We start from the raw sequence: 25,477 nt of genomic DNA, 5'->3' as shown, positions 1-25,477 counted from the left end.
CGTATCCGCCTGATGGTTGAACCTCATCTTGACATGAACGTGCTCAAACTGGGAATGAGGCACCTCGCCAGGTTCCTTGCCGCGGGCGGCGCCGCAGTGCTGCTGATCGCTGGCTGCGCGTCCGGCAATGCTGCCGATGCTGACACTGCAGCGCTGCCGGCAGATCCGGTGCCAGTGCAGGCGACCCAGGACGTCGACTTGCTGGAGACGGTGCGGTCACGGGGTGTTCTCAACTGCGGCGTTTACGGCGCTGCGGTGGCGTTCTCCGAGACGCAGCCCGATGGCAGCACGACCGGATTCGATGCTGACTACTGCCGTGCACTGTCCATCGTGATGCTCGGCGATGCCGATGCGGTCAACTTCGTGCCGCTTACCTCAGCGGAGCGGTTCACAGCACTGCAGACGGGCGTTATCGATGTGCTGGTGCGCAACACGACCTGGACGCAGAGCCGCGACGGCGACCTGGGGTTCGACTTCGCTCCTGTCACCTTCTACGACGGCCAGCAGCTCATGGGACGCGCCAGCGACGGGTTTGACGCTGCGTCCACAGTGGCGGATATCGCCGGTGCGACGGTCTGCGCTACCGCCGGGACCACCACCGAGAAGAACATCGCCGATGCCGCCAACGCGGCTGGCGTCGAGATCAAGCTGGCGACCTTCGAGGATCTCGACATCATCACCGACAGCTTCATCAACGGCTCGTGCGATCTGATGACGACTGACGGATCGGGGCTGGTCGGCCGCAAGGCCAAGCAGGAGGGTGATCAGGAGTGGGTGATCTTCCCCGCGGCACCGTTCTCCAAGGAGCCGCTGGCCCCGGTGTACCTGCCGAATCAGTCCACGTTCGGCGACATCGTCAACTGGACGGTCTATGCCACGATCATCTTCGACGAGAAAGGCATCACCTCAGCCAACGTCGACGACTTGCTGGGCAGTGGCGAACTCGATGCCGAGGCGGTCCGGTTGCTCGGAGGCGAAGGCGAGTTGCAGTCCAAGATGGGTTTGGCGCCCGATGCGTTCTATGAAGTGGTCCGCCAGATCGGGAACTATGACGAGATCTACACGCGCAACCTCGAACCCGTGGGGTTGCGGCGGGCCGGCACGCCCAATGCGCGCTGGACCGAGGGCGGGCTGATCTACGCCCCTCCAGCGCGCTGAACCACGGCCGACAGGGCTGCCCGCCGACAGCCCGAGAATTGTCCACAGGTCTTGCACTGGCTTGTGGACACAGGCGCGGCCGCCGCACCACCCCTATGCAGTGGCGGCTTGGTAGCCGATGTTCGGGACGGTGAGGATGTAGGTGGGATTCCTGGCATCGTCGCCGAGCTTGGCCCGCAGGTCTTTGATGAATGTGCGCACGCGTTGGGCATCGCCGCTGGTTCCTTCGCCCCAGACGGTCTCGAGCAGCTGCTCGTAGCTGAGCGCGCGGCCGGCGTTGATGCACAGTTCCGACAGCAGCTTGTACTCCGTGGGCGTCAGGTTCGCCGTCTGCCCAGCGACCGTGGCGGTGTGGGTGAGGAAATCCACCGTGAGGTCCCCGAGACGGTACGGCTCGGCGTGTTGGGATTGGGCTTGACGACGCAATGCGGCGGCGATCCGGGCCAGCAGCTCGGTGGGTGAGAAAGGTTTCACGATGTAATCGGCCGCACCCAGTTCGAAGGCCTTGGCGAGGAGCTGATCGTCGCCCCGCCCTGACACGAATATGACGGGCACCTCCAACAGCTTGGGCACACGCTTGACGACCTCGAAGGCGTCGGTGCCAGGCAGCAGCAGGTCCAGCAGCACCAGATGAGGCATCTCGGCATCCAGCAGCTGCCCGACCTCGCCGGGGTCGCTGGTGACGATGGGCGTGTAGCCGGCCTTGGCCAAGGTGTTGCGAACGAAATGCAGCGTCTGAGGATCGTCATCGACGACGAGGATGCGCTCCACCCTTGTCGCCGTCGGGTGCGCCTGCTCGGAGTCGGGCCCGGTGCGGGTCGGCGCGATGGCGGACTCGTCGAGGGCGGGGATGGTGAAGGTGAACCGGGCACCGCGGCCCTGTCCCGCACTGTCGGCCCAGATGCGGCCGCCGTGAGCTTCCACGATGCCCCGGCAGATGGCGAGGCCCAGCCCGTAGCCGCTGTCGGTGCTGCCGGGTTCGCTGCGCTGGCCGCGGGAGAACTTTGTGAACAGCAGCGGGAGACGTTCGGGGTCGATCCCCGTGCCTTCGTCGGTGACCGAGATGGCGACCAGAGTGCCGTCAAGCGACGCGGAGACGCCGATCGTGGACCACTCGCTCGAATTGGCGGCAGCGTTGGAGAACAGGTTGTGAAGCACCTGTACGATCCGCTGCCTGTCGCCCCAGACTCGCGGCAGGTTCCGTGCTGGCTGGATCTGGACGTTGCGCCGGTATCCGCTGCTCAGGAACGCACTCTTTGCCTGCTCGATGATCGATCCCACATCCATCGGCTCTGGCGACACCGACAACGTCCCCGTCTCGATGCGGGTCATGTCCAGCAGGTTGTTGATGAGGTCGCGCATATGGTCGGCCTGCTCTTCGACCATGCGGAAGAACTGGTTGACCTCGGCGGGATCGGGCGGGATCAGCGAGCTGCGCATCGTGGCGGCTGAGCCCTTGATGGATGTCAGCGGTGCTCGAAGCTCGTGGCTCACCATTGCCAGGAACTCTGCCCGCAGCCGCTCCAAGTCCTCCAGCGGCGACATGTCCTGGAGCGTTGCGATCACCGTCCCCAAGTCGCCGTCCTCGGACTGGATCGGCACAGCGCTGATCAGCGTCGGCACCTTGCTGCCGTCGGGGTGCACGATGACAAGTTCCTCCGCATGCACAGTCCCGCCATCGTTCAGCGCCGACTCGAACGGCAGATCTTCCAGGGCGATCTCGGATCCGTCCAAGCGCCTGAACTTCAACTGCTCCAAGGACGCCACGGAGAAGATTTTCGGCTCGGGCTCTACGCAGGCGATGCGGCGTGCTTCGTGGTTGGCCATGACGATGGTCGCCGAGGCGACGTCGGCCACCAGCACCCCGACCGGTGAAGCGTTCACCAGTGCTTCGAGATCAGCCTTGGACTGCAGTTCATCGCGGTAGCGGCGCACATTGACGAGCGTGAGCGCCGCCTGACTGGCGAACACCTCCAAGATCTCCTGATCCTCATGCGTGAAGTCGCCCTCAGATTGCCGCTTGCCGACGAAGATCGAGCCCACCTGACCGTCGCGGCCTCTGATCTGCGCGCAGAGGAACGCGCCGATGGGCAGCTGGAAGTCGGTGAATCCCGCAGCTTCTATGTGCGCCGTGAAATCGGTGGTTCTCTGCGGGTCCCGCGGCGCAACCAGATACTTGAACAGCTCGATGCCGGCGCTGTAGCTCACCATCGTGTCCTGTTCCTGCGTCGACAAGCCCGAGAACAGCGCGTCCCGCAAATCCCCGGCGCTGTCGATCGTCCCGATCACCGCATAGCGGGCACCGGTCAGCGTCCGAGCGCCGTCCGCTACGCGTTGCAACACCGTGTCGAGTTCGAGATCCTCGCTGATGCGCCGGATTGCCTCGGTCAGCCCTGACAGCCGGGTCCGCAGAGTGTCGTTCTCCGCCCTCAAGCGGTCGATTTCAGCCAACCCGGTGCCCTTCTTTGCGCCGGTCGAGTGTGGTGGAATTCTGCCATGGCGGCAACTCTCACCGGAAGCACGGCGCGATGTCGCTCGGGAAGCACCCGCCACTAGCGTCCGGCGATGTGCAGGATCCCGAGTCTGACCAAGCTTCGATGGTGAGGTGGGGGATCCGGCTCGCAGCTATTGCGGCCGCCGTGTTCGTGGCGGCTTCATGCAGCAGCGTCGCCGACAGCGAATCGCGATACGAGGGCTTGGCCGTGCCGGCGTCGCAGCTGCGGCAGGTGCCCGAGATGGTGTTTGCCGACACTGATGGCAACGACTTCCACCTGGCAGCCGATACCAGGGGGCAGGTCCGGCTCGTGTACCAGATGTTCACCAACTGTCCCGACATCTGCGGCGTGCAGCTCGCGCAGCTCGCGAGTGTGCTCAACCGTCCCGGTGCGCCGACGAATGTGGCTGTGCTGGCCGTCACCGTCGACCCGGATCGCGACTCGCCAGACGTGCTCCGTGCCTACCTCGACCAGTTCAGCGAGGATTTCGTGGGGTTGATTCCCCACAGCGAGCAGCAGCTGACCGACCTGCAGAATGCGTTGGGTGCGCTGGCATCGATCAAGATCTTCGACACCACCACCACCGGCGCTCACGAGATGTCGCCAGACGGGGACGACATGGCCCACGACGACATGGCCGCCATGAGTCATGGCGATGTCGATTACGACATCGCCCACGATGCCCGGGTGTTCGCCTACGCCCCCAACGGCTACGGCTACGCGCAGTACCCGCATCCCACACGCCAAACCCAGTTCGACCATGACCTGCCGATCCTGGCCGGTATCGAACCGAGCGCTCCGGCTGAGGCAGGCTTGTAGCGATGCGTTTCTGGTGCTCGGCGCTCGAGGAGCCGTGGAGTTGGTCGTGGCGGGCCTATCCGGGCGTCTGGGCGGCAGCGCTGGCTATCGCAGTCCCGTACTTGGTGGCGCGGCGGCGGGCCCGCGCCATGCGCCCGCAGCCGCTGGATGCTGCCGAGACGGCGGCGCAGCGCCGGCAGATGTGGTTCTTCCTGGCCGGGGTGGCGGCGTTCTGGGTGGCGTCGGACTGGCCGCTCGGCGTCCTCGGTGCCGGCTATCTGGCCTCTGCCCACATGGCGCAGTTCATGCTGTACACGCTGGTTGCGGCACCGCTGCTGGTGCTCGGCATTCCCGAGCCGATGGCTCGGCGGATCTTGGCGAGGCTGCGGCTCTACCGGTTCATGACCCGGCTGACCAAGCCGGTTGCCGCCGGGCTGGTGTTCAACGGCTGCTTGGTCGCAACGCACTCGCCGTGGGCGGTCGACACGCTGCGAGCGAACCAGTTCGGCTCGTTCGTGATCGACGCGGTGTGGCTGGCATCGGGCGTGCTCGTATGGCTGCCGATCTGCTCGCCGCTCAGCGAGCACCGGCTGCGGGCCTACCCCGGCAAGATGGTGTACCTGTTCCTGGCCCTGGGGGTCGTTCCGGCGGTGCCTGCAGGTTTCTTGACGTTCGCAGGATTCCCTCTCTATGCCACTTACGAGCTGGCGCCGCGCTTCTATGGCCTCGATGCTGCGACGGACCAGCAGATGGCGGGACTCATCATGAAACTGGGCGGCATTCCCATCGTGTGGGGAACCATCATCGCGATGATGATGCGGTGGGCCGACGAGTCCAAAGAGGCCGGCTCAGCATCTCAGTCCACGATGACCAGCGCCCAATAGACCACCACGGCGATCAGCGCCGCCGCTGCGGCGAGCGCGCGCAATGACAGCCACACCTCGTCGCCCGGCCTCATCGGCCGTCGAGGCGGGCGGCCGAACATCAGCCGATGCGGGCGCCCTCGCGCTCGCGTAGCCGCACATTCACCCACATTTTCTCGATGTGCTGGGCGACCGTGAGCGCTCCTTGAGGCACCTCGTGCTCTGAGAAGAAGGCTTCCACCTCTGTGGCCAGCTCACGGGTGTGCAGCCCGCGTATCCCGCCGACCATCCGCGAGATGGAGTTCTGGGGGAACCGGTCGGTGAGCTCGTCCCAACGGTCCCGGACGAAAGCCCAGGCAATCGGACCGTGGTCGAGATGGGTCATCGCGGCGCCGAGCAGGTATGGGGCGTTCTGCGTGCGGACTTCGGCAGCGAACAGCTCGAGCGTCCGGTTGAACAGCTCGGCGTCTTCGAACAGCAGCAGCGATTGCAGGTAGCGCAGTTCGCTCTGGGGTGTGTCAGCCGACCGGTACAGCTCCAGCATGCGCTCGTAGTCGGTCTCGTCGCCGGCCGCCGCTGCCACCTGTACTGCGGCCGCGGCCAGGTTCGGCTCGACAGCCGCACTGCTGTCGATTGCCGTCTCGAAGAGTTCCCGTGCGCGTGTCCGGACCAGCTCGTCACGGCCCCGGCCGCCTGCCGCCTCGAACAGCACGCCGCGCAGCTCGCGGTCGAGATCGGGTTCGCCAGGCTGGGGCTCGAAACCCAGCACGCCCAGCGCCGTGGTCGCCAGATCCCGTATCAGCACGGCCAGGGTCTCTCGCCCGTCCGGCTCGGCGATCGCGTGCAGTCCCTTGAGTCCCCCGATCATTCGCTGCCACACGTGCAGGTCGGTTTCGGAGCCCAGATCGGTGACGAGCCCGATGAATTCGGCTGCGCTGGCGTCGCCGGCCACGACAGCCGCATAGGTGTCGTCGACGAGCCCGTACCGCTCGATGGGTTCCAGCACTTCCAGGGCTTGACGCGCCACCGCTGCCAGCAGATCAGTGCCGTAGCGCACCCGGTAGTAGCCGTGCCCGCCCGCGTTCACCACCGCCCACTCGACGCCACCGCCGAGGTCCACCGTCGCGGCCGCGTCGGTGAGCAGGAGTCGCCGTTCGGCGGTGCTGCCGTCGACCAGGCGCGCACGCACCATGACTGGCACGCTCCAGAGGCCCTCCGATTCGGTGCCGTACACGAAGCGGTGCTGCGACAGCGTGAGCCCGGACGGATGCGGCCCAACGGACACGATCGGGTAACCGCCGGTGAAGATCCAGCCATCCATGACCGACCGCACCGGCTCGCCGCTGGCAGTCTCCAAGGCGTCCCACAGGTCGGTCGTGGTGGTGTTGGCGTAGCTGTGGCTTTCCAGGTAGTGCTGCACTCCAGCTGCGAACCGGTCGGGGCCGAGGTACTGCTCGAGCATGCGCACGACCGCCGCGCCCTTCTCGTAGGTCAGCACGTCGTACATGCCCTCGGCGTCAGCGGGGGAGACCACCTCGTACTCGATGGGTCGGGTGGAGCTGAGCGCGTCGACATCGAACGCCGCACCCCGCTCGATGCAGAACTCGTCCCAGCGCTTCCATTCGGGTCGGAAGGCATCGGTGGCGGCCACCTGCATGAACGTGGCGAACGCCTCCTTCAGCCAGATGCCGTTCCACCAGTCCATCGTCACGAGGTTGCCGAACCACATGTGCGCGAGTTCGTGCGCCACAACATCGACGATCCGCAGCAGTTCAGCGGTGGTGGCCTTCTGCGGGTCTGCCAGCAGCAGTGTTTCCCGGAAGGTGATGGCACCCATGTTCTCCATCGCGCCGAACGCGAAGTCGGGCACGGCAATGAGGTCGACCTTGGTGCCGGGGTAGGGAATGCCGTAGTAGTCGACCAGCCAGGCGAGCGCGAACGCTCCGGCTTCCAGGCCGAACCCGGTCAGCGCCGACTTGCCCCGCACATGCACGATGCGCAGCGGCACGCCGACTACGTCGACGGGATCGGTGACCTCGAGGTCGCCGACAATGAAGGCCATGAGGTAGGTGGACATCTGCATGGTGTCGGCGAAGGTGTCGCGCCGGCGGCCGTCAGGCAGGGTTTCCGACGACACCACCTCGCCGCAGCTGACTGCCATGAGATTGGCGGGCACGACCATCGTGACGCCGAAGACAGCCTTGAAATCGGGCTCGTCAAAGCACGGGAATGCCCGTCGCGCGTTGGTGGACTCGAACTGCGTCGTCGCGATGGTGTGCGCCTCGCCGGCCTCGTCGACGAAAGTGGAGCGGTAGAAGCCGCGGAGCTGGTCGTTCAGCTCGCCGGCGAACGAGCAGCTGATCTGGACGTCGCCGGGCTCGAGCTGTCGGCCGTCGGAAGGGCGCAGCGTCATCCGCTCGGTCTCGGGGTCGAAGGAGATCTCGGCGCCCGATGTTGTGTCGCCTTGGCTGAGCGTGGCGTCCGAGCACTCGAGTTCGGCGGCATTCAGGGTGACGCTGTCGATTGGGGCGTGCACCGTTGCTTCGATGCGGACTTCGCCCACGAATCGTGCGGCGTCAAGGTCAGGCTCGATGACGATGTCATAGCGATCGGGCCGTACATCTCGTGGCAGCCGGTACGGGTTGGCGTTCGGCGAGCCATCAGTCAGGAGCGTCACGGCGCGCACACTACCGACGCCCCGCGAAGCGTCGCAGCGGATGCGCCCGCTGCGGAGCCGGCAGGACGTGCGAGCTGGCGAGTTGAGGTGCTAAGCCCACATGCGTGGAATCGGCGGATTCGCTTGATGTCGTTGGCATCGGGAATGCCATGGTGGATGTGCTGCTGCGCGCCGATGATGCCGTCGTCGACGGTCTGGGCATCGTCAAGGGAGCGATGACGCTGGTGGACACCCAGCGGGCAACTGAGCTTGCCGCAATGGTGGAACTGCTCGGCGGCGCCGACGAGATGACACCCGGCGGATCGGTGGCCAACACCATGCTGGGCATCGCTGCGCTCGGCGCCCGTGCCGGATACATGGGGCGAGTCTGCGCAGACGGGCTCGGCGATCTGTTTGTGGCCGACATGGCCGCCCACGGCGTCGCTCAGGCCACAGCAAGAGCGCCACGTGACGACCCCACGGGACGCTGCACCGTCGTCATCACCCCTGACGGCGAGCGAACGATGAGCACTTACCTGGGCGCGTCTGCCGGCTTCGCCCCCGCAGATGTCGACTGGGACATGGTGGGCCGGGCCCGCACCGTGCTGCTGGAGGGCTACCTCTGGGATCCGACCGCTGCCCGGGCAGCGCTGCGCGAGGTAGCGGAGCACTGTGCCGCGCCCGGCAACGACTGCCAGGTGGCACTCAGCCTCTCGGACTCATTCTGCGTGGATCGCCACCGGCGCGAGTTCATCGACATGGTCGACCGGTGCACGAACATCCTGTTTGCGAACGCCGCCGAGCTCAAGGCCTTGTACCAGACCGAGGATCTCGATGAGGCGCTTGCGGCGGTGCAGGGCCAGGTGGACATTGCATCGGTGACGCTCTCAGCCGCGGGTGCTGTTCTTGTGACGCCTGATGAGATGGTGCAGGTCGCCGTCGAGCCAGTCGACGAAGTGGTCGACCGCACCGGCGCCGGTGACCTGTATGCCGCCGGGGTGCTGTACGGGCTTGCCCGGGGCTACGACCTTGAACTGTGCGGCCGGCTGGGCTCCGTGGCTGCCGCCGAGGTCATCTCCCACGTGGGCACCCGGCCGCTCGTGCCGCTCGATGAACTGACTGCCGAACTGCTCTAGGCGCGCTTGAACCACACGCTGACCTCCGCAGCTATGGCGTCCAGCAATGCCTGCATGCGGTGGCGGTCTGCGGGAAGGTCATCAGGGTTCGGACTGACGGCTTCGAGGTAGATCTTCGCCTTGGGCTCGGTGCCGCTCGGGCGGATGCAGATGCGCACCTGCGCCTCGAGATCTCGGTTTGGATCGCCCGCAGTGGCCGGAGCCAGTTCCAATTCCACGAGATCGGTTGGGTGGGGCGCACTTGGATCGAGCCAGTCTGTGACCTTCGTGACCGAGAGCTCGGTGATCGTGCGGGGCGGATCGGCCCGCAACGCCGCCATGGCACCCGCGATGTCCTCAGTGTCGGCGCGTACTGATGCTGCGCCGGTGACGTGCAGTCCGATTTCGGCGGCCAGTTCGTCGAGACGTTCAAGCGGGCTGATCCCACGAGCGGCCAAGGAGCCGGCCAGGCGCGCAAATTCCACTGCCGCCGAGATGCCGTCCTTGTCCAGCACGGCGTCGGTGACCGAGTAGCCGAGCGCCTCCTCGTAGCCGAACAGCCAATGCGCTGCAGCGTGTTGGAGGCGAGGCTCCATGATCCACTTGAAGCCAGTCAAGGTGCGATGGTGGGCCACACCGCGGGCAGTGCACAGGGCCTCGACCATCCGTCCCGACACCACCGACGATGCCGAGATCGACTGCCGCGCCGTCCGCTGCTCACCCGCCAGACGGATCAGCCAGTCGCACAGCAACACTCCCAGCTCGTCGCCGCTCAGCCGGCACCATGTGCTGTCCCGATCGCGAACTGCTACCGCCAACCGGTCCGCGTCGGGGTCATTCGCGAGCACGAGATCGACATCGCGATCCTGGGCGAGAGCCATCGCATCGTCGAGGGTGCCTGGCTCCTCCGGATTCGGGAATGGCAGCCCAGGAAACGCGCCATCGGGTTGCCGCTGGTGCTCCACGTAGATCGGGGGAGGCAGACCGGCGGTGGCAAACGCATGGGCCAGGGTCTGCGAACCGACACCGCACAACGCCGTGTACACGATCGGCGGCACATCGTTCGGATCGACCGGCTGGCCATCCGCGTCAAAGACCGGACGGCGGACGGCTGCGCCCACGTACTCAGCGATCACTGATCGCACGTCGAGGCTCTCGACCTCGTGTCGGGCTGCCAGATCAGCGTCGGCAGGAAGTGACGACAGGACCATGCGCGCTTCGATGCGCTGGTCGAGCGGCGGCCGGATCTGCGTTCCGTCGGCCCAGTACACCTTCAGGCCGTTGTCATCGCGGGGGTTGTGGCTCGCTGTCACCATCAATCCGGCCCCCGCTGAGCGAGCGAGCAGTTGGCGGGCCAGCAACGGTGTCGGCGCGGGGCCATCGATGATCGCGGCAGGGATGCCCATGGCGGCGAGCAGCCGGGCGGCGTCGAAGGCCATGTCCGCCGAGCCTGGCCGAGCGTCGAACCCCACTACGGCGCCACGACTGCCGAAACCGGCTGCGATCAGCTCGGCGCCGACAGCTCGTGCGGCGATGCGGACCATGACGCGGTTCATCCGCGCTGGTCCCGGCCCCACGGGGGCACGCATGCCGGCGGTTCCGAAGCGAAGCGGGCTGCCGAAGTGCGCCTGCACCCAGTCGGTGCTTGCACGGTTGGCCTCGATGTCCGCGCGCATCGCCGCGTCGGGGTCGATTTCCAGCCAAGAATCGAGCAGCTCTGCGTGAGTTGTCATGGTCTCGCCTGCCGGCTCAGCATCTGGCTCAGCCCTTGACAATGCGCGCGCAAGTATGTTCGGCCCGGCATGTTGTTCCCGACGTTCGTCTTCGGAGCATTCTTCGTTGTCGTCTTCGTCGTCAACTGGCTCACGCGGCCGCATCCGGCCCTGTGGAAGCCGCTCATGCTGGCGGCCAGCATCGTGTTCTACGGCTGGTGGAGCTGGCGCTTCGTCTTCCTGCTGCTCGCCACCATTGTCATCAACTGGGTCGTTGGGCACTTCGCGGTTATGGGCTCCGACCAGAGGAAGCGCTGGTGGGTGGGGCTCGGCGTGGCTGCCAATCTCACCATCCTCGGCATCTTCAAGTACTGGGATTTCTTCGCCGTCGAGATGTCCAACCTGCTGGAGCGCTTCGGCATCTCGAACTCCTTGCCGGTGCTGGAGTACACGCTGCCGGTCGGCATCTCCTTCTACACGTTCCAGGCCATGAGCTACATCATCGATATCGGCCGCGGGAATGTCCGCGAGATGGCGCCGCTGGACTTCGCGGTGTACCTGTCGTTCTTCCCCCAGCTCGTGGCCGGACCGATCGTGCGGGCATCGGAGATGGCGCCGCAGCTCGCTGCCCGGCCCGACCCCCGGCACGTGCCGGCTGCCGAGGCGTTCGGGCTGATCCTGAACGGCCTGTTCAAGAAGGTTGTCATTTCCAGCTTCCTGGCGAGCGAGATCGTGGATGGCGTGTTCGCCGATCCGGGGGCGCACAGCGGGCCCGAAGTCGTCTTGGCGGTGTACGCCTACGCGGTCCAGATCTACGCGGACTTCTCCGGTTACACCGACATCGCCATCGGCGTGGCGCTCCTGCTCGGGTTCCGCTTCCCGCAGAACTTTGACAATCCCTACCGGGCGCTCACGCTGCAGGACTTCTGGCGCCGCTGGCACATGACCCTGTCGCGCTGGCTGCGCGACTACTTGTACGTGCCGCTGGGCGGCAACAGGAAGGGCCGCGCCAACACCTACCGCAACCTCATGATCGTCATGCTGCTGGGCGGGCTGTGGCACGGCAGCACTTGGAATTTCGTCATCTGGGGCGGGATCCACGGTGTCGTCCTGGCGTTGGAGCGGCTGGTGCGCGAGCAGCGGGAGCGCAGCGGTGCGCCGCCGATCCTGCCGGGGGGTTGGGGCGAGGTCGTGCGATGGCTCGTCACCTTCCATGTGGTGTGCCTGGCATGGGTGTTCTTCCGTTCCGAATCGCTGTCCGCAGCGGTCGAGATGCTCGGCGCGATGGCCAACTTCGACAACTACGCCGGCACTGCAACACCGCTGGTGATCGCGGTGACGTTCGGCGCACTCGCCTTCCAGTTCATGCCCGCCGACTGGTTCGACCAGCTGCGCGACGGCTTTGCCAGCCTCGGCTGGGTGGCCCAAGGCGCCGTCGTAGGCGTCTCGCTGGTGGCCATTGACGTTCTCGGTCCCACGGGCGTCGCCCCGTTCATCTACTTCCAGTTCTGAGCAATGCAGATCTCGCACGCTCCGCCCAGCCCTCCGACTGCTCCGTCCGGAGCCCAGCCGCGCCTGCATGCCAGCGACCGCCGCATCGGCGTACCTGCCGGCAAGGTGTTGCTGGCAGGCGCGCTCGGGTTGACGCTGGCGATCGTGCTCAACTCGCAGCAGCTGCTGCGCGAGGCCCAGCAGAAGCCGTTCGGCTGGGAGCGCGATGTCTCGGTGGCGGTGTGGGAACCGGTCGAGGGCGCGGCCAGCGCCGCCGGAGTGCACCTGCCGCGCCTCTGGGCCGACGAGGCGTTCGGTCGCGACGTGGCCGATCCCGGCGCGACGGCCGATCCGTCCAGTGCCGTCGCTGCCGGCGAGGCGGTCGATGAAGCCGGCGGCGCCGCGGCTCCCGATCCGGCGCGTGCTGGTGTCGTGGTTGCCGATCCGGCGACGCCGGCGATCGCTGGTGCCGGGAGCTCCGATGACGGCGTGGCGACAGGAGCGCCGGCCACCACCATGCCGTGGTTCCCGACGCCGGCCGATCCGCTGCGGCTGCACGTCATGGGCGATTCCATGGTGCAGTTCTTCGGCCACGTCATGGTGGGCTTGGCCAACGACACGGGCGTCATCGAGGCCTCCACGGAGCATCAGCTCTCCAGCGGCTTGAGCCGACCCGACTTCTACGACTGGCCGACACGCATCGTGGAGGTCCTAGCCGCCGAGGACCCCGACGCAGTCGTGCTGATGTTCGGCGGCAACGACGCACAGGCGATCGTCGTGGACGGCCAGATCGCGCGCCGCTTCTCTGATGCCTGGGTGCAGGAATACTCGGCGCGGGTCGGCCACGTCATGGACCTGGTGACCACCGACCCCGACCGGGTGTTGATCTGGGTCGGCCAACCGATCATGGAGGACCCCGAGTACGACTCCCGCATGCAGGGCGTCAACGAGATCTTCGAGGCCGAAGCCGCCAAGCGCGACCGGGTGCACTACGTGGACACGAGGGATCTGTTCCGGGGGCCCAATGGCGGCTTCAGCCGCTACGTGGCCGACGCCGATGGGCAGCTCGCCGATGTGCGTCTCACCGACGGCGTCCACCTCAGCACCGTCGGCGGTCGCTGGCTGTCGCAGGTGCTGCTGGACGAACTCGGACTCTTCGTTGACCTGTCGTCTGGCGCTCAGTCGTGAAGCGCCGCCCGCCGCGGCGACATCACAGAGCACGCAGCCGCGGCGCATCGCATTAGCGGCACAGCGGTTTGAATTCGAATCCGCGGTCTGAGAGCCGTTCGAGCGCCATGTCGAGTCCTCGCACCGTCGCCGAACGAGGGCCGCCACCGTCGTGCAGCAGAATGATGGCACCGGGATAGGACCGGGCGACGAGGCCGTTGGCAATCGCCTGTGCCGGGCGCTGTTCCCAATCGCGCGGGGAGTAGCTCCAGCCGACCAGTCTCAGGCCCAGCTCGTTGGACCATTCCTCGGTGAATCTGCCGATGGCGTAGTAGGGAGGTCTGAGGCACGGGGTGGCGAGCGGCCCCAGGGTCTCCTGGGTGCGCCCGACGGAACGGTCGAAGGCCGCCTTCGAGACACGTGCGAGCGACTCGTGTTGCCAGGAGTGGTTGGCGAGGGTGTGGCCCTCGTGCGCGATGCGCTGGATGAGCAGTGGATACCGCTCTGCGAGGTAGCCGACGACGAAGAAGGTCGCTCGAGCCCCGTGGCGTGCCAGCACGTCGAGCACTTGCGGTGTGTAGGTCGGGTGCGGTCCGTCGTCGAATGTCAGGTAGACGACTGGCCCGTCGTCGGGCAAGGCTGGCGGGGAGGCGTGCGTGCTCGACCAGAAGCCGGTGGGGTCGCGGGTAGCTATGCCCGCGCCGAGCGCAGCTGGGAATACGTCGATGGAAAGCCGGTAGTCCGCCGGCTCGGGGAGCGTCGACGCGACTGTGACAGTCCACGCGCCGCTCGCCGGCACGTAAGTTGCAAATCTCTGGGTCTGCTCGGCGATCGGCACGAGCATTGCGTCGTCGCCGAGACCGGCCTCCAGCCAGACTCCGGCCGGCGCAGTGAGCGTCACCACTATGACGTCTTGCTCAGCGGCATGAACGACATATCGGTGCCGCTCGCGCAGTTCGATCCGATCCGGCATGACGGTGCCAATGCCGTCGAGCTCGAACGTCACCTGCGTTGCCGGCCTGTTGATCTGAAGCGCCTGCACATTGGCGATCGGCTCGACGCGGATGGCAGTGGCGATCCACGCTGGCGCTGCATCTGATGCGCCCGCGCTGTCGGGGCTGATGGACAGGGTGGTGCGTCGTGTGATCACCGTCAGCGGCTCGCCAGGCGAGCGATCGAAGAAGGACACCTCGACCGCGCCATCCCGGATGTCGGTGGTGTCGATGATGATGTGACGGCCCAGTTCCACGGGCGGCTGCACGTCAAAGTCCGCGCCGGTGTCGATGACGGGCACTAGCAGATTTCCCTCCGGCAAGTCAGCGAATCGGGCCTCGACGTAGACGGCGAAGTCGTCGACGCCATCGCCGTTCAGATCGCCCCGGCCCACCTCGGGATGAAGCACATACGCAGCATCCGGGAACGATGTGCGCAGGGCGGCCTCGAGATCCGCAGGAAGCGGCTCGGGCTCGACAGGATCGGCCTCCACGACGTCCGGCTCGTGCGCCTCCTGAGCGGTGGGCTGGTCGTCGATGCCGTCGTCGACTGCTTCCGGACCATCCGGCAGCCCGGGATCGCTGGATGTCGGTTCGTCGGATGTCGGTTCGTCGGAAGCGCTGGGTGCGGGCGGGGGCAGAGTCGGCGAGGGAACTGCCGCCGATGTCGCGCCGGTCGACACCTCAGTCTGCCCGGCAACGCTCGACTCACTCGCGACCGGCGCCGCGTCAGGACTCTGCTGAACCTGGCATGCGCCGCTCAGCACGGCAGTCAGGATCAGCAGCCTGACCAAGCCTGAGGCGCCGCGTTTGCGCACCCCTTGATGATGGCCGGTTGAGAGAGGTGCGCAGCGGCAGCCGGACGCAGTCACATTGGCCGCAGGCGCGGCCCGATGCCAGCCGCCTAGCCGCGGCCGCAGTTGGGGCGCTTGCCGTGATTGGCTTTGCTGCGCCGCGCCCGGAGCTTTCGCTTGTTGGTGCGCTTCGACATAGGCGTCTCAGGCTACCGACGCAGTTCGGCTCAGCCTCTGGGCTCAGCCGACGGCACCGACTTCGTGAAGCTTCTCGATGTCGTCGGCGTCGAAGCCCCAGTCGGCCAGTACCTCATCGGTGTTCTCGCCTGGCGACGCCGGCGGTCGGGCCACGGCGCCCGGAGTACGGCTGAAGCGAGGCGCCGGTGCCGGCTGCATCACGCCTTCGACCTCCACGAAGCTCTCGCGGGCCACGTTGTGCGGGTGGTGCGGTGCCTCCGACAGGTCCAGTACGGGCGCATAGCAGACATCGGAGCCGGCCATGATCTCGTCCCACTCGTCGCGGGTCTTGGTCTTGATCACCTCCGCCAGGCGGGCCCGCTTGTCGGCCCACCCATCACGGTCGTTGCGGTCCACCGTGGGAGCGTCGGCCAGACCGGTTTTCTCGAGCAGCTCGTCGTGGAACTTGCCCTCGATCGAACCGACCGAGACGAACTTGCCGTCAGAGGTCTCGTACACACCGTAGTAATAGGCGCCGCCGTCGAGGAAGTTGGACTCCCGCTCGTCGGCCCAGCCGCCCGAGCCGTAGATGCCATAGATGGCTGCCATCAATGACGCAGCACCCTCGGTCATGGCGGCGTCCACCACCTGGCCCTGCCCGGAGTCACGCGCCTCGAGCAGTGCGGCGCACACGCCGAAGGCCAGGTACATGCCGCCGCCGCCGAAGTCGCCGACCAGGTTGAGCGGCGGGCTCGGTGCCTCGGCTGGTCCGATGGCATGCAGCGCACCGGTCAGGGCGATGTAGTTGATGTCGTGGCCTGCGGCGTGTGCCATCGGCCCCTCTTGGCCCCACCCGGTCATGCGGCCGTAAACCAGTTTCGGGTTGCGGGCGAAGCACTCGTCCGGTCCGAGGCCGAGTCGCTCGGTCACGCCGGGGCGGAAGCCTTCGATGAGCGCGTCGGCCTGCTCCACCAGTTTGAGGATGGTTTCGACGCCGTCAGGCGACTTGAGGTCGACTGCCACCGAACGTCGACCCCGGTTGAGCACGTTGAACCTGCGCCCCCGGTCGATGCCGAGGTCTTCAGGCGTCATGCGGTCGATGCGGATCACGTCCGCGCCCAGATCAGCGAGCAGCATGGCGCAGAATGGCCCAGGGCCGATGCCGGCCAGCTCGATCACCTTGAGTCCCTGCAACGGTCCCATGGGTTCCTCCCCGTCAATGGATGCCTCGGGCGCGCACCCGACCCGGCGAAGTCTTGCACGCAGCGCTCCGCACCGCCCGGGAGCACTCGGCGGAGCACTCACTAGCCTCGCCCGGCGATGGAGCGCTTTGGGTTCGTGGGCCTGCCCAACGCGGGGAAGTCGTCGCTGTTCAATTCGCTCGCCGGCGGCGGGGCACTGGCAGCGCCGTACGCCTTTGCCACCACCGATCCGAATGTCGGCGTGGCCCGGGTGCCCGACCCCCGGCTCGACGCGCTCGCCGAGATGAGCGGCAGCAAAAAAGTGGTGCCCACCACCACGGAGTTCATCGATATCGGCGGGCTCGTGGAGGGCGCCAGCAAGGGCGAAGGTCTCGGCAATCGCTTCCTGGCGGGAATCCGCGAGGTGGACGCGATCGTCTTCGTCCTGCGTGCCTTCTCAGATGCCGATGTGCCCGGTCCCGCCGACCCGCTCGAACACCTTCGCATCGTCGAGACCGAGCTCACGCTGGCGGATCTGGAGTCGGTGGAATCCCGCATCGACCGCCGTCGCAAGGCGTCCCGCAGCCAGCCGTCCGACACCGCGCTGGCCGATGAGGTTGCGGCGCTCGACGCTGCGCTCGAACATCTGGCGGCCGGCACGCCGCTGTACCGGGCATGGCCGCTTGGCGATCAATGCGATGGCGCCGACCAGCGTCCGCAGCGTTCCGCCCAGAAATACCCGCATCGAGCAGCGCTGCGGAGCCACTTCCTGCTGACCGACAAGCCGGTCATGGCAGTGCTGAACCTCGGCGAGGACCAGCTCGATGCAACGGCGGAGCTGGCAGCGCCCATTAAGGCCGAGCTGCCGGGTGCGACGGTGCTGCCGCTGTGTGTGCAACTCGAGGCGGAAGCTGCGCAGCTTGCCGGCGCCGAGCGAACCGAGCTGCTCGAAGGACTCGGTCTGGGCGAAGGCGCGCTGGAGCGGTTCGTGGCGGCTGCGCACGGCTTGCTGGGCCTACGCACGTTCCTCACCACGGGCGAGAAGGAATCGCGGGCGTGGACCTTCCGGGCCGGCTGGCGAGCGCCGCAATGCGCTGGGCGGATCCACACCGATTTCGAGCGCGGCTTCATCCGGGCCGAGGTGATCGACTGGGCTGAGCTGCTGGATTTAGGCTCGTGGTCTGCCGCGCGGGACGCCGGCCGCCTGCGAGTCGAGGGGAAGGACTATCCGATGCGCGATGGCGATGTCGTGGAGTTCCGCTTCAACGTGTAGTCATGCCCTGGCTGGTGTGCGGGGATCGGGTGGTGGCGAGCCTTGAGGTTGCTCGCACCCGTTCCGAGCGCCGGCGTGGCCTGCTCGGGCGCGGCGACTTGACCGGAGCACTGCTGATCGAGCGATGCCGGTGTGTGCACACCATCGGGATGAGCTTCGACATCGACGTGCTGTTCCTGGACCGGCAGCGACGGGTAGTGGACCTGGTACAGATGCCGCCGGGCCGGATCGGACGCCCGCGACTGAGCGCTCGATCGGTCATCGAGACCCAGGCGGGCGCATGCGAACGCTGGGGCTTGTCCGTGGGAGACACGCTCGACATCCGGCTGGAAGCATGAGCGACAGCGAACCCCGGCTGTGGCTGGTCGCCACACCCATCGGCAATCTTGCCGACATCGCCCCGCGGGCGGTCGAGGTGCTGTCGGCAGTGTCGTTCGTGGCCTGCGAGGACACCCGCCGCACTGGCCTGCTGCTGCAGCGGCTCGGCATCGCGGGGCAGCCGCTGGTGGCGATGCACGAGCACAACGAGGCCACCGTGGCCGCAGAGATCGTGCAGCGCCTGACGGCAGGGGAGACCGCCGCGTACGTCACGGACGCGGGCCTGCCCGCCATCTCCGATCCTGGGCAGCGACTGGTCGCCGCGGCGGCAGCAGCAGGCATCGGCGTCAGCGCCGTTCCAGGACCGTCGGCGCCAGTCACGGCGTTGGCCATCTCAGGCCTGCCGACAGATCGCTGGATCATGGAAGGGTTCCTGCCCCGCAAGGGGACCGTCCGCAGTCAACGACTCGAAGGGATCGCCGCCGAGCAGCGAACGGTGGTCCTGCTGGAATCACCTAGGCGCCTCGGCGCCACGCTCGGGGACCTGGCCGAAGCCTGCGGCGCCGACCGCCGGGCAGTCGTCGTCCGTGAACTCACCAAGCTGCACGAAGAAGTGGCGCGCGGCACGGTCGCCGAGCTGGCGGCCCAGTTCGCCGAACCGCCCAAAGGAGAGATCGTCGTGGTGCTCGGCCCAACAACCCCGCAACCCCCGTCCGACAAGCAGATAACCGCCGAACTGCATCGCGAACTGGAAGCCGGCGCCACTCCCCGCGACGCCGCGACCAACGTGGCAAAACGCCTCGGCGCCGCCCGCAACCGCACCTACCGCATATCCACCGAGTTAGCCCGCTCCCTCGATGACCAGATGCCGTAGCGGCGAGAGCGGCTGCGAATTCTGCGAGCGGCTGCGCTGCCCCTCACTACCCTGCTGGCGTGACCTCCTACTACGTCACAACGCCGATCTACTACGTCAACGACGCCCCCCACATCGGGCACGCGTACACAACGATCACGGCTGATGCGGTCGCTCGCTGGAATCGGTTGTGCGGCGACGACGTCATGTTCCTCACCGGCACCGACGAGCACGGCCTCAAGGTGCAGCGGGCTGCCGAGCAGAACGGCTGCACTCCCATCGAGTGGGCCGACCGCACCGTGGTGCGCTTCCAGGAAGCCTGGCAGCAGCTCGACATCGCCAACGACGACTTCATCCGCACCAGCGAGCCTCGCCATCACCACTCGGTCCAGCAGCTGCTGCAGGCCTGCTACGACAACGGCGACATCACGCTGCAGACCTACGAGGGCCTGTACTGCGTGAGCTGCGAGGCCTACTACACCGAGGACGACCTCGACGACGGCGTGTGCCCCATCCACCGCCGGCCGGTCGAGCACGTCTCGGAGGAGAACTATTTCTTCTCGCTCAGCCGCTACGAGCAGCCCCTGCTCGACTGGTACGAAGCTCATCCCGACTTCGTCGTGCCGGCGACCAAGCGCAACGAGGCGCTGGGGTTCATCCGCAGCGGGCTGCAGGACTTCTCCATCAGCCGTACCTCGCTGGACTGGGGTATCCCGATTCCCTGGGACCCGAGCCATGTCACCTATGTCTGGTTCGACGCGCTCACCAACTACATCACCGCCGCCGGGTACGCCAGCGACGATGCCCAGTTCGCGCATCGCTGGCCAGGTGTGCACCTGATCGGCAAGGACATTCTCCGGTTCCATTGCGTGTACTGGCCGGCGATGCTGATGAGCGGCGGCGTGCTGCCGCCCCGCCGTGTCCATGTGCACGGTTTCCTGCTCGTCGGCGGTGAGAAGATGGCGAAGTCGGCGCTCAACCAGATCGCGCCGGGCGATCTCGTGGACGATTTCGGCAGCGACGGCGTGCGACACCACTTCTTGCACGATCAGCCGTTCGGCCCCGACGGCGATTTTTCCTATGAGGGGATGGTCGCCCGCTACAACGCCGACTTGGCCAACAACCTGGGCAACCTCATGAGCCGCGTGGCCACCGTGGTCAGCCGCAAGTGCGACGGCATCGGTCCGGCGCCCCGTGCGGACAGCCCGCTGGCCGACGCGGTGGCCGAGTGCGTTGCCGAGACCGCCGACGCCTGGGAGCGACTGGCGCCCTCGGAAGCCCTCGACGCCACATGGCGCATCATCCGCGAGACCAATGCGATGCTCGAAGCAGCCGAGCCGTGGAAGGCCGATCCGGGCCCCGAGGTGGACGCTGTGCTCGGCGATGCGCTCGAGGCGCTGCGCATCGTGGCGGTGCTCGCGTCGGTGGCGACGCCGAGGGGCTGTGACGAGGTGTGGCGGCGCATCGGCATGGCGGGTTCGGTCGCGGATCAGCGCCTGCCCCAAGCTGCGGTCTGGGGTGGTTACCCCGGTGGTCTGCCGGTGTCGACTGGCGATCCCCTGTATCCCCGTCTGAAGTGACCTCACAGGGATGAACTCAGCGCCGCAACCCGAGGTCTGGGTGGACAGTCACTGCCATCTCTGGGATGGGGGAGCCGAGCTGGTCGCCGAAGCCCAACAGGACGGCGTGGCGTGGATCGTCGATATCGGCACTGACGTCGAACACAGCATTGCGGCACTGGAACGGGCCCGGACGCTGCCGGGTGTCGCTGCCACGATCGGGCTGCACCCTCACGATGCGGATGAGGGTCCGGTAGCGCTCGCAACGCTGGAGCAGCTGATCAACGCCGGCGAGACGCCGGTGGCGATTGGCGAGTGCGGGCTCGACTACTACTACGAGCACTCGGATCGGGCCAGCCAGCGCGAGGCGTTCGCCGCCCAGATCGCCATGGCGCACCGCTACGGGTTGGCGCTGGTGATCCACAGCCGGGATGCCTGGGAAGACACCTTCGACGTGCTCGACGCCGAGGGTGTGCCCGCGGGCACGGTGTTCCATTGCTTCACCGGCGGGCCCACCGAGGCCCGCGCAGCACTCGAGCGAGGTGCATCGGTGTCGTTCAGCGGCATCGTGTCGTTCCGCAACGCATCGGAGATCCGCGACGCCGCAGCGCTCGTTCCAACCGACCGCTATCTCATCGAGACCGACGCGCCGTATCTGGCACCGGTGCCCAAGCGGGGGAAGCAGAACCGGCCGAGCTGGGTGCGCTTCGTGGGCGAAGCTGTCGCCGCAGCGCGCGGCGTGTCCACCGCCCAGGTCGCTGCGGAGACCACGGCCAACGCTCGGCGCATCTTCGGGCTGGACGATCCCGCTGTCGTATGACAGACCGGTTGCTGACTCTGCCTGCCGTCAAGGAGCTCCTGGCGCAGGTCGGGGCGGCGCCGCGGCGAAGCCTCGGGCAGAACTTCGTGATCGATCCCAACACCGTGCGCCGGATCGCACGCCTGGCAGGCGTCGGCCCGGGCGACCGCGTCGTGGAGATCGGCGCTGGTGTGGGCTCGTTGACGTTGGCCTTGGCCGAGACCGGGGCCGAGGTGGTGGCAGTGGAGACCGACGGCCGTCTCGTGCCGGCCCTGCGCGAGGTGGTGGCCTCGTTCAACACGGACAGCAGGCCGGATCCCGCAGCGCCCGGTGGGCCGACGCCGGGTCCCGTCCAGATCGTGCACGCCGACGCGCGACGCATGGACTGGAGCGCGCTTCTGCCGGGCCACGGGTGGCAGGTCGTCGCCAACCTGCCGTACAACATCGCGACGTCGCTGGTGCTGACCGTGCTCGACGAGGTGCCGGCCGTCACCCGGCTGCTGGTGATGTGCCAGCGAGAAGCCGCGGAGCGATTGGCGGCGGTGCCTGGCAGCGGTGCCTACGGCGCAGTCTCCGTTCGGGTCGCGGTCCACGCTGACGCCGAGTTGGCCGGAACGGTGCCGGCCACGGTCTTCTACCCCCGTCCTGAAGTGGAATCCGCGTTGGTGCGCATCACCCGTCGTGCCCTGTCCATGGAGCCCGATCTGCGCGCGGAGGTCAATCGGCTCGTGGCGGCAGCATTCGCGCATCGCCGGCAGATGCTGCGGCGCACGTTGCGCAACGCCCTCGACGACGCGGACGGGACATTGAAGAGAGCGGGCGTCGAGGGGACCAATCGTCCCGAACGTCTCGGGCTCACCGAATGGGTGCGTCTCGCCGAGGTTTCACTCGGCACGCCGGTGTAGGGCCGTGGCGGCGCTCACTCAGACGGCGCGGCTGCTCGCTCCGGCGAAGCTGACGCTGCGGCTGCGGATCACCGGCATCCGGGGCGACGGCTATCACTTCATCGATGCCGAGATGGTGACGCTCGACCTATGCGACGAGATCATCGTGCACCCCAGCTCGCAGCTGTCGGTCGAGATCATTCCGACCGCCGGAGCGAATGGCCCGGCCAGCGCAACGCCCGACTGGGACATCCCTGCTGATGGGTCGAATCTGGTGGTCCGGGCGCTGGAGCTTGCCGGCAGGACCGCCCACGTCGAGGTTCGCAAGCGCATCCCGCCTGGTGCGGGCCTGGGCGGGGGCTCGGCAGACGCCGCAGCCGTGCTCCGCTGGGCGAATCGCATGGCTGCCGACGCGCCGGCGACGCCTCCGCTGCGGGCACCTGCCATCGTCACCCCGCAACAGGCGGCGACCCTGGGTGCCGACGTGGCGTTCTGCCTCGTCGGCGGTCGTGCTCGCGTGACGGGCGTCGGTGAGATCGTCGAGCCGCTCCCGTTCCGTGACCAGTCGTTCGTGTTGTGGATGCCGCCGCTCCGGGTCGACACAGCGGCGGTGTACCGGACATGGGACGAGCTCGGCGGCCCGTCCGGCGATCAGTACAACGATCTGGAGCCAGCCGCAGTGGCCCTTCACCCTGAGCTGACTGCGTGGCGCGATGAATTGGCTCAGGTCTCCGGGCGCCGGCCGCAGCTAGCCGGCAGCGGCGGCACTTGGTTCATCCCCGCACCGTTCGCCCCACGCGTGCACCAACCGGTCGCCGATGGTGTGCGCGCAGCAGCAGCACGCGCCATCGGACGGCTCCACTAGCTGGCAATAGCCCCGATAGCTGCGGGTCAGCGATTGCGACGCTGGTAGCGCGTCCGCCGCAGCATCTTGCGGTGCTTCTTCTTGCGCATCCGCTTGCGGCGCTTCTTGACCAGCGATCCCATGGAGGCACGAACCTAGCGCCTCCGGCTCGCCCTGCCACGAGTGAAATCCGTGACGATGGGGCTGGAGCAGGTCGCTACCCTCGATCCACAGGCAACCCGCCTGCTGAGACAGGCGCTATCGGGGATCGTTCAATTGGTAGGACATCGGGTTTTGGTCCCGGCAATGGAGGTTCGAGTCCTCCTCCCCGAACCCCAGGTCTCATGCGGCGAGCCGGCGCAATGCCGGCTGACCCGATGATGTCGGGCCCCATGACGCCGCCGTGCGCGGCCGTCGTGCTGGCAGCGGGCGCCGGTACCCGCATGGGCTCGGAACTGCCCAAGCCGCTCCACCCGATCGGCGGCCGCGCCATGGTGCTGCGAGTGCTCGATGCCTTGGCTGCCGTCGACGCGTCGCCCGTGGTGGTGGTGGTGGGGCACGGCGCAGCCCAGGTCCGCGAGGCTGTCGGGGCCGAGGCCCCCCAGGCCGACCGGTTGGTGTTTGCGACGCAACCCACCCAGCTCGGCACCGGCGACGCGGCACGTGTCGGTCTGTCGGCGCTGGACTCACACCCCGAAGCCGGCGATGTCTTGGTGTTGCCGGGCGACACGCCGTTGCTGCGAGCAGCAACGCTGCGACGTGTCGTGGCGGAGCGCCGTCGCGCCGGTGCCGCTGCCAGCCTGCTGACGGCTCACATCGGCGACCCCACCGGCTACGGGCGCATCGTGCGTGATGCGGCCGGTCTGACCGTTGTCGAGCAGCGTGATGCCACGCCCTCGGTGGCGCAGATCAACGAGATCAATGCGGGCGTGTACTGCTTCGACGCGGCCAAGCTGCGCCAAGTGCTGCCGCAGCTGCGTCTCGCAAACGCCGCTTCGGAGTACTACCTCCCCGACGCCATCGGCCTGCTCGCCCGCAGCGGCGAGGTGATCACCGCGGTAGCCCTCGACGATGCATCAGAGGCCATGGGCGTGAACGACGCAGAGCAGCTGGCGGACTGCGAAGCCGCGCTGGCTGCCCGAGGGTGACGTGCGGGATGTGCAGACGCCCACATACGCCGTGACGGGCGGAAATTCTGGGGTTCTGAGAGTGCGTTGGGGTAGTCTCAAATTGTCGCCGGACTGCTGAACATGCCGCCAAAACCCATTGCCGAGCGTTCCGCCCAGCCCTCAGCTAGTGCTGCTTCGAGCGCGTCTGCGTCAAGCACGGCGCCCAGAGGACTGCTGCGAAAGGAACACGCAATGGAGCTGGTCACCAAGAAGCGCCTGCACCTGTTCAGCGGCAGGGCGAATCCGGAATTGGCCACCGAGATCGCGGAGCAGCTCGGCGTGGAGCTCGGCGATCCCGGGCTCATCGACTTTGCGAACGGCGAGATCAAGTGCAAGTTCGCCGAGTCGATCCGCGGCGGCGACGTGTTCATCATCCAGAGCCATGCCGCTTGCGACACCATGAGCCCGAACGACGCGATCATGGAGCAGCTCATCATGGTCGACGCCGCCCGGCGTGCTTCGGCCAAGCGCATCACCGCAGTGGCACCCCTGTACGGGTATGCCCGCCAGGATCGCAAGGCGGCCGGCCGTGAGCCGATCACCGCACGCCTGCTGGCCGACCTGTTCACCGTGGCCGGGGCTGAGCGTCTCGTGTCGATCGACCTGCACAGCGGCCAGATCCAGGGTTTCTTCGACGGCCCGGTGGATCATCTGACGGCCGCGCCGGTACTCATCGACTACCTGTCCGGCGTCATGGGGCCCGACTCGGTGATCGTGTCGCCTGACACCGGCCGAGTGAAGGTGGCTGAGCGCTACGCGACCCGGCTGGGCTGTGACGTCGCTTCGATCTACAAGCGTCGTGCCACTGACAACGCCAACGAGTCTGAGGCGCTCGGCATCATGGGCGAAGTGACGGGCCGCACCTGCGTGATCATCGACGACATGATCGACACGGCCGGCACTATCTGTTCCGCTACCGAGACGCTGGTTGCCAACGGTGCCGCCGACGTGATGTGCGCCAGCACGCACGGCCTGTTCTCCGAGCCGGCCGTGGATCGCCTGAAGAATTCCTCGCTGAGCCAGGTCATCGTCACCAATACGGTGCCGATCCCCAGCTCAAAGCAGTTCGACAAGCTCGTGGTGCTGAGCGTGGCCGGCGTGTTCGCCGACGCCCTGGAGTCGGTGTTCGAGGACGCATCGGTGTCGGAGATCTTCGACGGCCAGAACCTGTTCTGAGAC

General features: G+C 67.2%; 22 protein-coding genes and 1 tRNA gene. 16 read left to right on the top strand and 7 right to left on the bottom strand.

What is annotated here, in order from left to right; all coding sequences use genetic code 11:
- Positions 1-12: 12 nt before the first annotated feature.
- Positions 13-1,158, top strand: a complete 1,146-nt coding sequence (locus ACOGXD_RS02700; protein ID WP_419916392.1) for an amino acid ABC transporter substrate-binding protein — start codon at positions 13-15, stop codon at positions 1,156-1,158.
- A gap of 93 nt (positions 1,159-1,251) precedes the next feature.
- Here ACOGXD_RS02700 and ACOGXD_RS02695 read toward each other — a convergent pair whose 3' ends face one another.
- The gene (locus tag ACOGXD_RS02695) at positions 1,252-3,609 is read right to left on the bottom strand and encodes an ATP-binding protein (RefSeq protein WP_419916391.1); all 2,358 of its coding nucleotides are present in this window, start codon (positions 3,607-3,609) and stop codon (positions 1,252-1,254) included.
- 116 nt (positions 3,610-3,725) lie between these two features.
- Here ACOGXD_RS02695 and ACOGXD_RS02690 point away from each other — a divergent pair, with 116 nt between their 5' ends.
- Together ACOGXD_RS02690 and ACOGXD_RS02685 are read left to right on the top strand one after the other, a co-directional pair.
- Positions 3,726-4,472 carry an SCO family protein gene (locus ACOGXD_RS02690; RefSeq protein WP_419916390.1) on the top strand — a complete coding sequence of 249 codons (747 nt, stop codon included), beginning with the start codon at positions 3,726-3,728 and terminating at the stop codon, positions 4,470-4,472.
- A 2-nt stretch (positions 4,473-4,474) separates the two neighbouring features.
- On the top strand, positions 4,475-5,335 hold the full coding sequence (locus tag ACOGXD_RS02685) for a cytochrome c oxidase assembly protein (protein ID WP_419916389.1): 861 nt from the start codon (positions 4,475-4,477) through the stop codon (positions 5,333-5,335).
- A gap of 100 nt (positions 5,336-5,435) precedes the next feature.
- Here ACOGXD_RS02685 and ACOGXD_RS02680 read toward each other — a convergent pair whose 3' ends face one another.
- Complete coding sequence (locus ACOGXD_RS02680; RefSeq protein WP_419916388.1) at positions 5,436-7,991, bottom strand: M1 family metallopeptidase; 2,556 nt, start codon at positions 7,989-7,991, stop codon at positions 5,436-5,438.
- 104 nt (positions 7,992-8,095) lie between these two features.
- On the opposite strand from ACOGXD_RS02680, the gene ACOGXD_RS02675 reads away from it, so the two are divergent.
- Positions 8,096-9,106 (top strand): adenosine kinase, encoded by a 1,011-nt coding sequence (locus ACOGXD_RS02675; protein ID WP_419916387.1) that lies wholly within the window; start codon positions 8,096-8,098, stop codon positions 9,104-9,106.
- On the opposite strand, the gene ACOGXD_RS02670 is transcribed toward ACOGXD_RS02675, so the two are convergent.
- On the bottom strand, positions 9,103-10,818 hold the full coding sequence (locus ACOGXD_RS02670; protein ID WP_419916386.1) for a phospho-sugar mutase: 1,716 nt from the start codon (positions 10,816-10,818) through the stop codon (positions 9,103-9,105). The genes ACOGXD_RS02675 and ACOGXD_RS02670 overlap by 4 nt on opposite strands.
- Positions 10,819-10,887: 69 nt before the next feature.
- On the opposite strand from ACOGXD_RS02670, the gene ACOGXD_RS02665 reads away from it, so the two are divergent.
- Together ACOGXD_RS02665 and ACOGXD_RS02660 are read left to right on the top strand one after the other, a co-directional pair.
- Positions 10,888-12,309 (top strand): MBOAT family O-acyltransferase, encoded by a 1,422-nt coding sequence (locus tag ACOGXD_RS02665; RefSeq protein WP_419916385.1) that lies wholly within the window; start codon positions 10,888-10,890, stop codon positions 12,307-12,309.
- A gap of 3 nt (positions 12,310-12,312) precedes the next feature.
- A complete protein-coding gene (locus ACOGXD_RS02660; protein ID WP_419916384.1) occupies positions 12,313-13,476 on the top strand; it encodes a DUF459 domain-containing protein in 1,164 nt (387 codons plus the stop codon).
- A gap of 52 nt (positions 13,477-13,528) precedes the next feature.
- Here ACOGXD_RS02660 and ACOGXD_RS02655 read toward each other — a convergent pair whose 3' ends face one another.
- From ACOGXD_RS02655 to ACOGXD_RS02645, 3 genes are all read right to left on the bottom strand, one after another.
- The gene (locus tag ACOGXD_RS02655; protein WP_419916383.1) at positions 13,529-15,265 is read right to left on the bottom strand and encodes a polysaccharide deacetylase family protein; all 1,737 of its coding nucleotides are present in this window, start codon (positions 15,263-15,265) and stop codon (positions 13,529-13,531) included.
- Between the two features lie 86 nt (positions 15,266-15,351).
- Positions 15,352-15,438, bottom strand: a complete 87-nt coding sequence (locus tag ACOGXD_RS02650) for a 50S ribosomal protein bL37 (protein WP_416246623.1) — start codon at positions 15,436-15,438, stop codon at positions 15,352-15,354.
- A gap of 43 nt (positions 15,439-15,481) precedes the next feature.
- Positions 15,482-16,621, bottom strand: coding sequence for a CaiB/BaiF CoA transferase family protein (locus ACOGXD_RS02645; protein WP_419916382.1), 1,140 nt, complete (start codon positions 16,619-16,621; stop codon positions 15,482-15,484).
- Between the two features lie 117 nt (positions 16,622-16,738).
- Between ACOGXD_RS02645 and ychF the strand changes: the two genes are divergently transcribed.
- The 7 genes from ychF to ACOGXD_RS02610 are packed head-to-tail and all read left to right on the top strand — an operon-like array spanning position 16,739 to position 23,150.
- Positions 16,739-17,872, top strand: a complete 1,134-nt coding sequence (gene ychF / locus ACOGXD_RS02640; protein ID WP_419916381.1) for a redox-regulated ATPase YchF — start codon at positions 16,739-16,741, stop codon at positions 17,870-17,872.
- A gap of 2 nt (positions 17,873-17,874) precedes the next feature.
- Positions 17,875-18,210 carry a DUF192 domain-containing protein gene (locus ACOGXD_RS02635; RefSeq protein ID WP_419916380.1) on the top strand — a complete coding sequence of 112 codons (336 nt, stop codon included), beginning with the start codon at positions 17,875-17,877 and terminating at the stop codon, positions 18,208-18,210.
- On the top strand, positions 18,207-19,064 hold the full coding sequence (rsmI, locus tag ACOGXD_RS02630; protein WP_419916379.1) for a 16S rRNA (cytidine(1402)-2'-O)-methyltransferase: 858 nt from the start codon (positions 18,207-18,209) through the stop codon (positions 19,062-19,064). Before ACOGXD_RS02635 ends, rsmI begins: the two co-directional genes overlap by 4 nt.
- A 59-nt stretch (positions 19,065-19,123) precedes the next feature.
- Complete coding sequence (locus ACOGXD_RS02625; protein ID WP_419916378.1) at positions 19,124-20,623, top strand: class I tRNA ligase family protein; 1,500 nt, start codon at positions 19,124-19,126, stop codon at positions 20,621-20,623.
- Positions 20,624-20,633: 10 nt separating this feature from the next.
- Complete coding sequence (locus ACOGXD_RS02620; RefSeq protein WP_419916377.1) at positions 20,634-21,422, top strand: TatD family hydrolase; 789 nt, start codon at positions 20,634-20,636, stop codon at positions 21,420-21,422.
- The gene (gene rsmA, locus ACOGXD_RS02615; RefSeq protein ID WP_419916376.1) at positions 21,419-22,306 is read left to right on the top strand and encodes a 16S rRNA (adenine(1518)-N(6)/adenine(1519)-N(6))-dimethyltransferase RsmA; all 888 of its coding nucleotides are present in this window, start codon (positions 21,419-21,421) and stop codon (positions 22,304-22,306) included. The genes ACOGXD_RS02620 and rsmA overlap by 4 nt, the downstream gene beginning before the upstream one ends.
- A 4-nt stretch (positions 22,307-22,310) precedes the next feature.
- Positions 22,311-23,150, top strand: coding sequence for a 4-(cytidine 5'-diphospho)-2-C-methyl-D-erythritol kinase (locus ACOGXD_RS02610; RefSeq protein WP_419916375.1), 840 nt, complete (start codon positions 22,311-22,313; stop codon positions 23,148-23,150).
- 26 nt (positions 23,151-23,176) lie between these two features.
- On the opposite strand, the gene ACOGXD_RS02605 is transcribed toward ACOGXD_RS02610, so the two are convergent.
- Positions 23,177-23,272, bottom strand: a complete 96-nt coding sequence (locus ACOGXD_RS02605; protein WP_323671112.1) for a 30S ribosomal protein bS22 — start codon at positions 23,270-23,272, stop codon at positions 23,177-23,179.
- Between the two features lie 118 nt (positions 23,273-23,390).
- On the opposite strand from ACOGXD_RS02605, the gene ACOGXD_RS02600 reads away from it, so the two are divergent.
- The 3 genes from ACOGXD_RS02600 (at position 23,391) to ACOGXD_RS02590 (ending at position 25,474) form a co-directional block, all read left to right on the top strand.
- A tRNA-Gln gene (locus ACOGXD_RS02600) sits at positions 23,391-23,462 on the top strand.
- Between the two features lie 29 nt (positions 23,463-23,491).
- Positions 23,492-24,277 (top strand): NTP transferase domain-containing protein, encoded by a 786-nt coding sequence (locus ACOGXD_RS02595; protein ID WP_419916374.1) that lies wholly within the window; start codon positions 23,492-23,494, stop codon positions 24,275-24,277.
- A 213-nt stretch (positions 24,278-24,490) separates the two neighbouring features.
- Positions 24,491-25,474: a ribose-phosphate diphosphokinase gene (locus ACOGXD_RS02590; protein ID WP_419916373.1), complete on the top strand. Its 984-nt coding sequence runs from the start codon at positions 24,491-24,493 to the stop codon at positions 25,472-25,474.
- The last annotated feature ends 3 nt before the right edge of the window (positions 25,475-25,477 follow it).

The organism is Candidatus Poriferisodalis sp. (genome assembly GCF_965204125.1).
Taxonomy (GTDB): Bacteria; Actinomycetota; Acidimicrobiia; order Acidimicrobiales; family Poriferisodalaceae; genus Poriferisodalis.
The sequence above is the reverse complement of the archived record's forward strand: the minus strand, read 5'-3'. Positions and strand labels throughout refer to the sequence as shown.